This window comes from Bdellovibrio sp. (assembly GCF_036384735.1).
Taxonomy (GTDB): Bacteria; Bdellovibrionota; Bdellovibrionia; order Bdellovibrionales; family Bdellovibrionaceae; genus Bdellovibrio.
The window spans coordinates 77563-90590 of sequence record NZ_DASVLT010000049.1 but is presented as its reverse complement, the minus strand read 5'-3'; the positions used below and the strand labels follow the sequence as shown (position 1 = coordinate 90590).

General features: G+C 44.4%; 12 protein-coding genes. 6 read left to right on the top strand and 6 right to left on the bottom strand.

Features of this window, described 5'->3' with window-relative positions:
• Positions 1-8 precede the first annotated feature (8 nt).
• From coaBC to panD, 3 genes are read left to right on the top strand one after another with little or no spacing between them, the layout of a single operon-like run.
• Positions 9-1268: a bifunctional phosphopantothenoylcysteine decarboxylase/phosphopantothenate--cysteine ligase CoaBC gene (gene coaBC / locus VF412_RS15180; protein WP_331340105.1), complete on the top strand. Its 1260-nt coding sequence runs from the start codon at positions 9-11 to the stop codon at positions 1266-1268.
• Positions 1265-2035, top strand: a complete 771-nt coding sequence (locus VF412_RS15175) for a type III pantothenate kinase (protein WP_331340104.1) — start codon at positions 1265-1267, stop codon at positions 2033-2035. Before coaBC ends, VF412_RS15175 begins: the two co-directional genes overlap by 4 nt.
• A gap of 11 nt (positions 2036-2046) precedes the next feature.
• Entirely contained in the window at positions 2047-2421 is a 375-nt protein-coding gene (gene panD / locus VF412_RS15170) for an aspartate 1-decarboxylase (RefSeq protein ID WP_349259014.1), read from the top strand.
• Positions 2422-2448: 27 nt separating this feature from the next.
• Here panD and VF412_RS15165 read toward each other — a convergent pair whose 3' ends face one another.
• Positions 2449-3222, bottom strand: a complete 774-nt coding sequence (locus VF412_RS15165; protein WP_331340102.1) for a hypothetical protein — start codon at positions 3220-3222, stop codon at positions 2449-2451.
• 238 nt (positions 3223-3460) lie between these two features.
• Here VF412_RS15165 and VF412_RS15160 point away from each other — a divergent pair, with 238 nt between their 5' ends.
• Complete coding sequence (locus VF412_RS15160; protein ID WP_331340101.1) at positions 3461-5287, top strand: ABC-F family ATP-binding cassette domain-containing protein; 1827 nt, start codon at positions 3461-3463, stop codon at positions 5285-5287.
• 8 nt (positions 5288-5295) lie between these two features.
• A complete protein-coding gene (locus tag VF412_RS15155) occupies positions 5296-6105 on the top strand; it encodes a DUF2799 domain-containing protein (RefSeq protein WP_331340100.1) in 810 nt (269 codons plus the stop codon).
• Between the two features lie 30 nt (positions 6106-6135).
• On the opposite strand, the gene VF412_RS15150 is transcribed toward VF412_RS15155, so the two are convergent.
• Together VF412_RS15150 and VF412_RS15145 are read right to left on the bottom strand one after the other, a co-directional pair.
• Positions 6136-7629: a hypothetical protein gene (locus tag VF412_RS15150; RefSeq protein WP_331340099.1), complete on the bottom strand. Its 1494-nt coding sequence runs from the start codon at positions 7627-7629 to the stop codon at positions 6136-6138.
• A gap of 75 nt (positions 7630-7704) precedes the next feature.
• Positions 7705-9261: an ABC-F family ATP-binding cassette domain-containing protein gene (locus VF412_RS15145; protein WP_331340098.1), complete on the bottom strand. Its 1557-nt coding sequence runs from the start codon at positions 9259-9261 to the stop codon at positions 7705-7707.
• A gap of 140 nt (positions 9262-9401) precedes the next feature.
• On the opposite strand from VF412_RS15145, the gene VF412_RS15140 reads away from it, so the two are divergent.
• Positions 9402-10175 carry an SGNH/GDSL hydrolase family protein gene (locus VF412_RS15140; protein ID WP_331340097.1) on the top strand — a complete coding sequence of 258 codons (774 nt, stop codon included), beginning with the start codon at positions 9402-9404 and terminating at the stop codon, positions 10173-10175.
• On the opposite strand, the gene VF412_RS15135 is transcribed toward VF412_RS15140, so the two are convergent.
• From VF412_RS15135 to VF412_RS15125, 3 genes are read right to left on the bottom strand one after another with little or no spacing between them, the layout of a single operon-like run.
• A complete protein-coding gene (locus VF412_RS15135; RefSeq protein ID WP_331340096.1) occupies positions 10172-11107 on the bottom strand; it encodes a hydroxymethylglutaryl-CoA lyase in 936 nt (311 codons plus the stop codon). The genes VF412_RS15140 and VF412_RS15135 overlap by 4 nt on opposite strands.
• A 3-nt stretch (positions 11108-11110) precedes the next feature.
• On the bottom strand, positions 11111-11491 hold the full coding sequence (locus VF412_RS15130; RefSeq protein ID WP_331340095.1) for an acetyl-CoA carboxylase biotin carboxyl carrier protein subunit: 381 nt from the start codon (positions 11489-11491) through the stop codon (positions 11111-11113).
• Complete coding sequence (locus VF412_RS15125; protein WP_331340094.1) at positions 11491-12993, bottom strand: acetyl-CoA carboxylase biotin carboxylase subunit; 1503 nt, start codon at positions 12991-12993, stop codon at positions 11491-11493. Before VF412_RS15125 ends, VF412_RS15130 begins: the two co-directional genes overlap by 1 nt.
• Positions 12994-13028: the final 35 nt, after the last annotated feature.

Here is a 13028-nt window from a genome sequence, read left to right as displayed (position 1 = left end):
TGCTTTTTATGATGACAGGATCGATTGCCTGTTACAAAGCCTGCCATGTCGTATCTCGCTTAGTGCAGGCAGGATGCGAAGTGCAGGTTGTTGCAACTTCAGCGGCGTTGAAGTTTGTTGGCAATGCGACCCTTGAAGGTTTAACTGGAAGGCCAGTTATTAGCGATATGTATACCTCTGGCAATGTGATGGATCATATTCACCTTGTGCGTTGGGCAGATTTAATTTTAGTAGCTCCAGCTACGGCGAATTTTATCAATAAGTCCGCTCAAGGTATCGGTGATGATTTGGTTTCGACACTATTCCTGGCTCACGACTTTAAAAAGCCATTCATGATTGCGCCAGCTATGAACGTCAGCATGTACCTGCATCCTGTGACACAAAAGTCTTTAGAGACTTTGAAAAGCATGGGTCTGGATATCCTTGATTCAGCTTCAGGCATCCTTGCCTGCGGCGAAGAGGGCTATGGTCGTTTGCTTGAGCCAGATATTATTTTAAAAATGGTTTTGGAAAAGCTTAAAGTCACCGGACTTGTCGATTCAGGAAAATCCCCTGGCAGCAGTGTAGCTCCAAAGTCTTCGGCTTTATCTAAAATCAAAGTTCTTGTAACTGCCGGTGGCACTCAAGAACCGATTGATACTGTTCGCACAATCACCAATTTAAGTTCAGGTCGTACAGGCATTTCTTTAGCTGAATACTTAAGCCAAATGGGCTTTGACGTGACTTTATTGCAAGCTCATGGAACCGCAAAGGCCGAGCACGTTAATCACCGTGATTTATTCACAAGCTTTGCAAGCCTTGATGAGAAGTTGAAGCACTATCTTTCAACGGAAGATTTTAGTCATGTGATTCACGCAGCGGCGGTTTCGGACTATTCTGTAGCCGATATTGAGGTGAACGGAACAAAATACCGTCCGTTAGAAGTAAAAAAAGTTTCTTCTGATGCAAACGAGATGACTTTGCATCTTAAGCGCAATCACAAGATCGTGGATCGCCTTAAAGATTATTCACGCAATAAGAATTTAAAAGTGATTGCATTCAAATTAACAAGTCATGCTTCTGAAGAGGCTCGCAAGGAAGCCGTGAATAAGCTTTTCACTGCCTCCCATGCGGATTATGTAGTTCATAATGACTTGACAGACATCGATATTGTTAACAAAACACACAAATTCACTCTCTATAATCATGAAGGCTTTGTAGCTTGTGATGGTTTGGATCAATTAACGAGTGAACTGATTCAAGTCCTCGTACCTAAGGATATTTTATGATTCTGTGCTTAGACGTTGGTAACACGCAAATTTACGGAGGCCTTTTTGATAAAGACAAAATGGTTCTTTCGTTCAGGAAAAACTCTAAAAGCGGCGCTTCTTCTGATGAAACGGGCATTTTCTTAAGAACAGCGATCCGTGAAAACGGTTATGACCCTTCGAAAATCCGTCAGATCGCTATTTGCAGCGTTGTTCCTGAAGTGATTTATTCCCTTCGTGGCGCTTGCATGAAGTACTTCAATATTAATCCGTTCATTTTGCAAGCGGGCGTCAAAACGGGTTTGAAAGTGAAGTACCGCAATCCTTTAGAAGTCGGTGCGGATCGTATTGCGAACTCTATTGCTGCAACTCATCTTTATCCGAATCAAAATACGATTATCGTGGATTTGGGAACGGCCACAACATTCTGTGCAGTCACAAAGGAAAAAGACTATCTCGGTGGTTCTATCGTTGCAGGTCTTCGCCTGTGCATGGAAGCCCTTGAAAGTAAGACGGCGAAACTTCCTTCGGTCGAAATCATTTCTATGCACGAAGCATTGGGTCGTTCCACAGTGGAAAGTATCCAATCTGGCTTATACTATGGTCACTTGGGCGGAATGAAGGAAATCATCGAACGCATCACAAAGGAATGTTTCCACAACGAAAAACCTTTTGTGATTGGAACTGGTGGTTTTTCGTCCCTATTTGAAAAAGAAAAAGTTTTTGATGTTATTGTGCCGGATTTAGTTCTTAAAGGCATGCTCATCGCTCTTCAATACAACGCTTAAAGGTAATGACTATGAATATCTCGATGCTTAGAAATAAAATTCACCGTGCAACAGTAACAGCTGCAGATCTTAATTATGAAGGATCTGTAAGCATTTGCCCTGATCTTATCAAGGCCTCTGGTTTGTTTATCAATGAACGCGTTGATATCTATAACTGCAATAACGGCGCTCGTTTTTCGACTTATGTGATCGTCGGAAAAAAAGGTGAAATCTGTTTAAACGGAGCAGCAGCTCGTCATGTGCAGAAAGGTGACTTGGTTATCATCTGCGCTTACTGTGGCGTAAGTTACGAAGAGGCTGCGAAGCACAAACCCACTGTGGTTTTTGTGGATGAAAAGAACCGCGTAAAGGAAAAGCGCGCGGAAAGCAGAAAAAATAATAAATAAAAAAGGGGCTTTGAGCCCCTTTTCTTTTTAGATCGCTATTTCATCCGTCGGCATGATTTTTAACTTATGACCGATAGCTTTCTCTAGATCATTATCGAATTCATCCGAGAATAAGTATTTAAATAAATCTTCGCTTGTCACAGTTCCCGTCCACCCCATGGATGTAACATCTTTCAGTTTGCGAAGACCATAATACTTAGCGCTGGCATCGCCATAGCAATTTGCGAACAGGATATACTTCAATCTTTTTGATCTGAACTTTGTGAAAATTGTTTTTGGCAAAGGTGCTTTACCGGTGTCTAAGACATAGCCTGACTCGGCACCGTGAGAATTCCAAATAATCGCAGAGGTGTGTGGATTTGAAGCGGCTTCTTGTAAATCAGGAATGTATGCTGCGACGTTGATGATAGTTCTAAAGCCACGGAACGCCAACCACTTCGCGACAGAATAGTATCGGGAGTAGTCGCTCTTGGTCCAGTCATCATTCAAATCGCCAATCAGATAATAAAAATCTCCGTTGGGAAAATTCTTTTGATAAATCTCTTCAGCCGCGGAAGGACCATCGGCCGTGTGCTCTGTACTTTTAGAAATGCTTCTTGAATCTTTAAATTCAAAAATCAGATTGCGAATCGCCATCTTTCCATGAAGCTTGCTAGCAAACGCTATCAGGTTTTCACGGTCCGTCTTTGCCATATCCAAAGAAACTGTTAGGTCTTGCACCTGTTGTGCCTTCGCACAGGCAGCGCAGGCCATGATCACAGAGAAAACTGTCAGTGTCTTTTTGAGACAAAATCTAATCATCTTTTCTTCCTTTTGGATCGTTGTCCGTACTACGCAATAAAAAGCAAAGGGAGGGCCATGGGATTTGGTTCCCAAAGGAATTTTATGACGAATACAGAAGGTCCTTAGTTCACTAAGTACGAAAAATGTTAGACACAGTCCTATCTGAGGCTTTGACAAGCATACAGTCTCAAACCGAGAGTCCTTAAGCGCCTAAACAGTTGACCTCCAGCTGCAAACTAGAGAAAGTGCAAATGCTATGGGAATCACTCTGTTACAAGTCCAAGAAGGTCACAAAGCCTTCGGTGCAAAAGTTTTATTTGATAAAGCCACCTTCGCCGTTAACGAAGGTGAACACGTCGGCGTGATCGGACCTAACGGCGCAGGTAAATCGACTTTATTCAAAATTCTTGTGGATCAAGAACATCTTGATGACGGCCTAGTTACAAAATCTCAGCAGCTGCGTCTAGGTTATCTTGAGCAGGAAGCTGATTGGGATGTTTCAGAAAAAGTTGAAGACTATTTGGCTAAGAATTGCATTAAGCCCTTGTGGGAGCTGAAACAGTTCGGCTTGAAACTGGGACTTACAGAGCAGCACTTTCAATCTTTCTTAAAGCAGCTCAGCGGTGGTTACCGTATGCGCGTAAAGCTTTTATTCCTCATCGGCCAAGAGCCTAATCTGCTATTACTGGATGAGCCGACGAACTTTCTGGATCTTGAAACTCTCCTGGTGCTTGAAAACTTCCTGCAAGAATTCAAAGGCGCATTCCTTTTGATTTCCCATGACCGCGAATTCCTTCGTCGTGTGACAGATCACATTTTGGAGGTTGAAGGCGGTGACATCGTCAAGTTTGCTGGAAACTTAGATGACTACTTTGAACAAAAAGCGATGTTGAACGAGCTTTTGCAAAAGCAGGCTCTAAGCCAACAAGCAAAGCGCAAGTCTATTATGGATTTCGTTGAACGCTTCGGCGCCAAGGCAACAAAAGCTCGTCAGGCACAGAGCCGCTTAAAGGCTTTGGAAAAAATGGAGACCATTGAACTTAAGGCAGCTCCGACCCACTCGAATATTCAAATTCCACCGGCAAGTCCTACAGGCAAGCTCATCTTGGAAGTGAATAACGTCCAATGTGGCTACGGCGAAAAAGTCATTTTGAGTGACGTGACTGTTCGCCTCGAACGAGGCAATCATCTTGGCATTGTCGGTTTGAACGGCGCGGGCAAGTCGACTCTTTTGAAATCATTGGGTGAGCAAATTCCTTTGGTATCCGGTGAAATCAAATGGGGACATCAAGTGACGTTCTCATATTTTGCTCAGCACACGCCCGAAGCTTTAAATCCAGAACATTCTGTTTTAGAGGCTATGGCTTCGGCCGCTCACAAAGAAGTGACTCAGCAAGAGGTCTTGAATATCGCCGGAAGTTTACTTTTCGGCGGCGATGCTGTTCATAAAAAAGTAAAGGTTCTATCGGGTGGCGAAAAGTCCCGCGTGGCATTAGGACAAATTCTTTTACAGAAATCACCGCTGCTTTTGCTGGATGAGCCGACGAATCACTTGGATTTCGACACAGTTGAAGCATTGACCACAGCTTTGGAAAAATACGAAGGCACCATCATCACTGTCAGCCATGACCGTGGTTTCATTGGGCGGGTTGCAAATAAAATTCTCGAGGTGAATAACGGCAAACTGACTCTTTACCCTGGCACTTATGATGAATACGTATGGAGTTTGCAAAAGGGTTTCCTTTCTGAGCGTGGCGAGGACACTGTTGCAAAGGCGCACCCCATAACCTCCACATCCGCTGAGCCGCCGAAGTTCAACTATAAAGAGGAACGTAAACGCCTCGAGGGATTCATCAAGAAAACGCAGAAGTTGATTGAAGATTGCGATAAGAAGATTGCGGATCTCAGCAAAAAAAGAGACGCTTTAAATGAAAATCTCATTAGTGGTGCCGGAAATGCCGCTGTCTTGGCAAAAGATCTTCATGATGTCAGTGGACAGATTGAAGAAGTCGAATTGAATATGCTTCAGGCGATGGAAGACCAACACAACTTTGAGAACGAACTCAAACAGCTTATTGGTTAGGAAATTTTATGTTTCGCCTTCTAATCTTGGCACTGGTCGCTTTCAACCTTGCGGCTTGTTCAAGCTATTTCAAACGAAAAGACTGCGAAAATATCAATTGGTTCGAACACGGCAAACAAGTTGCTTTGCGCGGCCAATGGTTGAATTCTGATGACACTTTACTTACCTGCCGTAAAGTCGAAGCCAAAATTGATGAAGTTCAGTTGGATCAGGGTTTCAAAGCCGGTATGTCTGAGTATTGTTCTGCCGACAAAGCTTACCAAGTTGGAAAATCTGGCGATAATTTCTCTCGCGATCTTTGCGAAGGACCTTCGATCAACAGCATTCTGGCAAGACATGCTCAAGGTATCCGAGATTATTGCTCCAAGGCGAACTCGTTCAATGCGGGTTCTTCTGGCAAAAAATATCAAAACGTCTGCCCCGCCAATTTAGAAAAAGATTTCCTCCCTGGCTATAAACGTGGAAGAAAGAAATACGTCGAAGCGCAGATCAAGGACAAGGAAGATCAACGTCAGCAATTGAATTACTCGATTATCACGACGCAATCTGAACTGACAGTTGCCCAGGGCGCCCTGACAAATTTGCAGAATCAACGAAACTTCCTGGAGACACAAAGAAACGGCGCGATGATGATGCAAAATTCTGCGATGGTTGGAGCTTACGATGCGCAGATCAATGCTTTGACTAGTGATATATCCATTAAGCAAATGGATGTGAATTCAAAGCAAAGCGAATTAGATCGCATCCGCGACAATCAATCGCAGCTTGATAAAGACATCTCAGATTTTCGATCAGAACTTCCTAGCTTAGATGAATAAAAAAGGCCGCTTCAGGCGGCCTGCTTCTTTTTAAAGCTTGTCTGAGGGAACCCGAAACCATTCGATTGCATCGACGAAAGCTTTAGGTTGATAAGCATTTGCTTGCTGACTCCACCGAACTTCACGCCAGCCCAAGCTTTGGAATGAAGGACTTGCCACATCACGCTTTTGAATGAATTCGAAGACGTTAGACACCTGCTCAAGCTCTGCCTTCTTCATCAACAAAGATGGCAAATGGAATTGAACAAACGCGACACCTTTGTTCTGAGCCCCAAAACCCTCAGCACCATCAGATAAATACATCTCATACTGTACAGGCTTCGCCAAATCACAATGATCAACAACCAAAAGCTTCTCGGTTATATTGGCATAATCCATCACGTAACTAAAATTGTAACCACCACACTTTTCCACAATGGTGCGATTGGCTTTAATTTGGCCAAACGAGGCCACAGGAATTGGGAATTTCGAAGGCAGCATCCATAAGTTATTTCCATCACGAACAGCAATCTGCAAACGCGGCTGAGCTTTAGAAATCTTTTGAAATTCTTGGAAGACCTTTGATGATTCTTTCAGAGGTTCTTGACTGACATAAAGGATATCAAATGACGCCTCTGCAAAAGCGTCTTGAAATCCGCTGACACGAAGATCGTTGGTGAAGTTTGCAAGGAAGCTTCTATGGGCACCAAGATCCTTCACAGCGCGCGATGAAGAAACAAATAGATTCACATTCTTAATTGCTTCTGCCGCTTTGACTAAAGTAGTTTCCATAGCACTCGCAGCCACATCGTCCACCAAAGGCAGATGAGGATTGTGCTCTGAGCGAATAAATTGCGGAATGTTATTCACGAAATCAAATCGATCTTTCATGCTCAAAGATTTGTAAGAGTGAATCCAGCTGGCTACAAGCAATGGACGAAGACTTAGCTCTGTTACACGGGAGGTAAGCTCAGCTTCCGCTTCTTTTTCACCTTGGCAAAGAGCAAAGTGTTCTGACTCTTTCCAGGAGGAAGAACAATAAGACTCGACTGACTTTAAAATGTAAGGCCATTTGACCTTACGAATCGCCGTTGTTATGTGAGTATTTGGATCACCAATATCAAGATCACCGTTTTGCAAATACACAAGGAAGTCTGTCACAACCTCTTCCGTCAGCTCTTGCTGAGCGAAGAGGGTTTCGTTGCGTTCGCGATACCATATCTTTGCCAGCGCCTTTTCTAGATGCCCTGGAGCCTCGAGAAGCTTGGGACCAATATAGAGATGATGACCCTGAATACGATATAGATATGGGTGATCTTCCATGATTGTGATTTGTACCTTCTTATAAAAAGGCTCAAGGCTTTCTAAAACTCGTTCCGTCGATTGAATGCGCGAACCCAGCTCGCGCACCTGTTGACCAAAGTACTCGCTATAAGGAGTTTCCTTATTCAAGGCGCAGCGATAAATGGTATCGCTATCCTGATTTGAAAGCCTGTCAATTCTTTCGACAACTCTGGAATCAATACAGAGCGGTCTCTTCGTCATCTGAAGAACCATCAGGCTAAGTAGGCCAAAACAGACAAAACTAAGGTAAGTGAGCCAACGTGCAATCATGCTAAGTTAGCAAGATTGCAAAACGTAGACCTCCTCGATCCCGATATTTTTTAAGAAAACCTCATCATGGGATACGATCCACAAAGCCCCCTCAAAGGCCATCAAGGCCTGTTCTAGAATTTCAAGGCTGGGCAGATCCAAGTTGTTCGTCGGCTCATCCAAAATCAAAAACTGCGGCGATGGAGTCGCAAGCAAAATTTTCGCTAAGGCTGCCTTCAACTTTTCACCGCCACTAAGGCTTTCAATTTTTTGATGAACCTGATCACCCATAAATTGAAAACGCGCCAGCTCATTGCGAAGTTCCACTTGCGATCTAGTGCTTGTCTGCATCACATTTTCCAAAATGGATTTGCCTGCCTCCAGCAGAGAATATTTCTGATCCAAGAATGCTCTAGGGATAGATGCTAACGAAAGATTTCCTTGAGTTGTTCCTTCAGGCTTTCGACCCTCACTTAACAACAGTTGAATCAACGTGGATTTGCCACTTCCGTTATCACCGGCGAGAGCCCATCTTCGTGGGCCCTTCATGATCAAATTTAAATTCTCTTTCCATAACGGCCCCACCGCATTCGCAAAGCAAAAATTGAAATCGTTGATTTCAAAAACTAACTTTCCTTCAGGAATCCTTGCCTCGGGTAAATTCAATCCCAGAGACGATTGCAACTTCATACCTTCGCGGAATTGCGCAAATTCCTGTTGGGCGCTTTCCACACGTTTTTCCTCAACGGAATTAATTTTCCCGCGTGTTTCTTCTGCCCGACTTTTGCGACCTCCTAGCAAGATCTTAGGTATGCCACCCCTTGCGGCTTTCCTGGCGCCTTCGCGCATACGCTTTTCTTGGCTTTCTAGTTTTTCAAACTGTTCCCGTTCAAGCTTTTTCTTTTCGCGACGAAGGCGATCCAATTTTTCGAATTGAATTTTCTCTTCTGCTTCCTTTTGCTCTCGATAAAATGAGTAATTCCCGCCATACACAGTCAGTCCCTGATTAGAAAGTTCTAAAATGGAATCCACGTGATCTAATAGATCACGGTCATGGCTGATGATTAGCAATCCACGGGAATAGCTCTGAACGAAGTCATGAATTTTGCCTCGAGCTGTGGCATCAAGATTATTCGTAGGCTCGTCTAGAATTAGCAAACCACAAGGTTCACTTAAGGCTGCCGCTAAACGCACACGCATCCACTCCCCGCCACTCAGCCAGGGCAATTGCTTTTCCATATCTATTCCATCCAACAAAGGACTGTAGATTTCCGGCTCTGCAAAAGAGCTTTCCCACAATGGCGATAAATATTCCGCCACAGTGATTGCTGAAGGCACTACGTCTTGCTTTAAATACACGATGGGATGAGTTCGCTGAATTTCTCCAGCGTAGTTGGATAACTCACCCGCAAGTAAAGATGCGAGTGTGGATTTACCCGCGCCGTTAGCACCTACTAGACCATAACGTGATTGATTTAATGTAAACGACAAGTTGCTAAAGAGCTTTCTTCCATTAGGGAATTCAAAGCCCAAAGACCTCGCGGTGACCTGAGATATATTATTTTGCATAGATAAATAATCCATCGACTGCTCAGAGGCAGCTAAAAGTTTTTTAGAATAAGGAGTAATGATGGATTTAATTTCTCATAGGACGTCTGGTTTAACGCCAGACATGATCAGTATACTTGAAATGAACCCCTGTTTACAAGACACTTAAATTATCTATGAAATATTCAGTACTTGCCCTCTTATTTCTAAGTTCCCAAGCCTTTGCAAACGTAGAAACCCTAATCATTGGCGATAGCCACGTGGTGGGTCCTTTCGGCGAAGATATGCACAAAATTTTCCGGGAAGCTACAAAAGAAGACACTCGCACGATCGGTCTTGCCGGATCTTCTCCAAGTAATTTTGTAGCGACGACTGAAAAAGGTCGCACGCTTAGTTATGGCTTTGCTGATCGTAACAACGAAAATGAAAGAATCATCAAAGGCGGAAATCCTGGCACTTTACCAGAGCTGACTCCCCTTTTAGAGAAAACAAACCCAAATCGCATCATCATCGAGCTAGGTGATAACTTTGCTGACTATCGCTCACCTCAACAATCAGAAGCAGCGATGAAAAAACAAGTACAACTCATGCTGGATGCCATGAAGAAGGCCGACTCTAAAGCAACTTGCTATTGGGTGACACCTACTTGGACTGATAAATCCGGCGGCGGAATGTACAAGAAAACAAATGAACGACTTTTGAATTTGATTTCTGTGATTAAAAAAGCTGCGGCACCTCGTTGCACTGTCATCGACAGCGCTCAAGGCATTGGCATCAAGCAAGGCGATATTAAAACAGGTCCGGATGGCTTGCACTTTGATGCGGCTAACGGAAAAAAATGGGCCGATGCCGCCGCAAAAAAAATTTTCGAAATTGAAAAAGCAAAGGCAGCTGCAAGCGGCTCCAGTTCGCGTTCAAATTCAAGCACTAACTCAGGTGCTGTGAACTAACGAACTTTGCCAAGGGGCTTGAGTTTCCCCACCTTGCCCACTTTAGAAGGAAGTGGATGTTGGATTTTTTCCGCCATCCATGGATTGATCTCAAGAAGTTTATCTAAGTTCAGACCTGTCTTCACACCCATACCCTGGAACATGTAAACAACGTCTTCAGTCGCAACGTTACCCGTTGCACCCGGAGCATAAGGACAACCGCCCAAACCACCCAAGCTAGTATCAAACACTGTGATACCCAAATCATAAGCAGCAAGGATATTTGCCAAAGCCTGCCCACGAGTATCATGGAAGTGTCCCGCTAACTTTTTCGCAGGCACAACTTTCTTCAACTTCGCAAACAAAGAACGAACTTGGCCCACATCAGCGACACCGATCGTGTCGCCAATAGATAGCTCATACACACCAAGTTTAAGCATACGTTGCGCTAACTTCACAACACGAGCCTCTGGAACCTTTCCTTCGAAAGGACAGCCAAAACATGTCGATAGATAACCGCGCACCTTGATTTTATGTTTCTTAGCCAAAGCCATCACGGGCTCGAAACGCTTGAAACTTTCATCGATCGTGCAATTGATGTTTTTCTTAGAGAAAGATTCTGAACATGCCGCAAAAATCGCGATTTCTTTTACACCACTTGCGATGGCATCAAGCATTCCGCGTTCGTTAGGAACAAGCACAGATAATTCAGCTTTCTTTGAAACAACTTTATTTTTTTGAAGAGTGAAAACCTTCGAAACAACTTCTGCTGTCCCCGCCATTTGTGGAACCCACGTCGGGGATACAAAAGATCCGATCTCAACACGTTTGGTTCCCGCATCAATCAACCGTCTCGCAAATTCGACACGCGTGTCAGTATCCAAAACGTGTTTCTCGTTTTGAAGTCCATCACGAAGTCCCATTTCTACGATAACGACTGACTTACTTTTCATACGCTACTTTTCGGCAGAAGGCTTGCTTTTCACAAGGGCTTTACCCAAGACCACTTGATCACCCACCGCGCAAGAGATGGAATCAATTGTACCTTCGATTTCACTCTTTAAAGTGTACTCCATTTTCATGGCTTCCATCACCAGGACTGGTTGTCCTACTTTCACCGCAGAACCTGGAGTCAAAAGGATCTTCGTCACCTTACCAGGCATTGGAGCTGAGATTGTATCTGAGGATCCACCACCGCCGGCTTTTTTACGAGACTTACGTCCAGAAGCCGTATCGATCGTGAATGTGCGACCGTTCGCATGAACCCACAGAGTTCCCTTCATAAGTTGCGCTTCTGCTTTTTGATCAACGCCGTCGATTTTAACTTTTAATTCCACTAGATACCTCTCCAGTAAGATGTCCACGGAGACACCGTCATGAATTCCGCAGAACCCGTCGACGACATCTGGCCACCACGAAGTTGCAATAAAGCTCCATCAGCGATCTTCTTCTCAAGATCTGTCAGTTCGGGCTCTTTCAAAGCATCGGCAAAGTAAGTTTCAATAAATCTTGTCGTCATTGTGCCCATCACGAATTCTTTGTGAGAAAGAATTTCGATCAAGTACGGGATATTTGTATGAACACCAAACACCACCGAGTCTTTCAACACGCGGATCATTTTTTGAATGGCGCGCGGACGGTTTTCATCCCACACGATCACTTTCGCAATCATCGGGTCATAGAACGGAGTGATTGTGTCACCTTCATCAAAACCATATTCATAACGACGACCCGGGCCTTCGGGCCAATGAACATGTCCCAATAAACCTGTTGAGGGAACGCCACCCATGTACGGATTTTCAGCGTAAATGCGGCACTCGATAGAATGACCGCGCGGCACACGCACTTGTTTCGGGTCGTGCAAGAAATCGCCTTGCGCAGTCAGGATTTGCATTTTCACCAAATCCACTCCCAAAACTTCTTCCGTCACCGGATGTTCAACCTGCAAACGCGTGTTTACTTCAAGCAAATAGAACTCGCCGTCTTGAAGAAGGAACTCGACAGTTCCTGCGCCCTTGTATTTGCCGATTGTGGCAATGGCACAAGCTGCCTCACCCATGCGACGACGAAGATCATCCGTCAAAGATGGAGAAGTTGCTTCTTCAATAATCTTTTGATGACGACGTTGCACAGAACATTCACGGTCAAAGAAATGAATCACTTGCCCTGAGCTATCGCCAAATATTTGAAATTCAATGTGCTTTGCGCGATCCAAATATTTTTCCAAGAATACTTTCGGTGAACCGAAAGCAGACTGAGCCTCACGTTGCGCGGACTCGATCAATTCACGAGCATCCGCAGAGTTCGTGATCAACTTCATACCACGACCACCGCCACCGGCCGCCGCTTTGACGATCACTGGATAACCAATTTTTTCCGCCTGTTCAATCAAGTGAGGCACATCTTGATGTTCACCTTGATAGCCCGGCACCAATGGAAGACCTGCTTTTTTCGCCAGCTCTTTACAGTGAACTTTATCGCCGAGTGAACGAATTGAATCTGCAGAAGGGCCAATAAAAATTAGCCCTGCCTTAGTCACAGCTTCGGCAAAGTCAGCATTTTCAGAAAGGAAACCGAAACCAGGATGAACCGCTTGCGCGCCGCCGGCTAAAGCTCCGTTGATGTTTGCTTGAATGTTGAGATAGCTTTCTACAGTCGCAGCTGGCCCGATACAAATGGTTTTAGTCGCCATTCTGTAAGCACGAGAATTAATATCTGCTTCCGAGTGAAGAAGAACTGTTTCGATTCCTAATTCTTCGCAGGCCTTGATGATACGAACTGCTACTTCGCCACGGTTTGCAATCGCGATACGAGTGAATTTAGCTGTGACATTTTTCATGGTGCAAAAGCTCCAATTTATTGAGCTTTTACCTA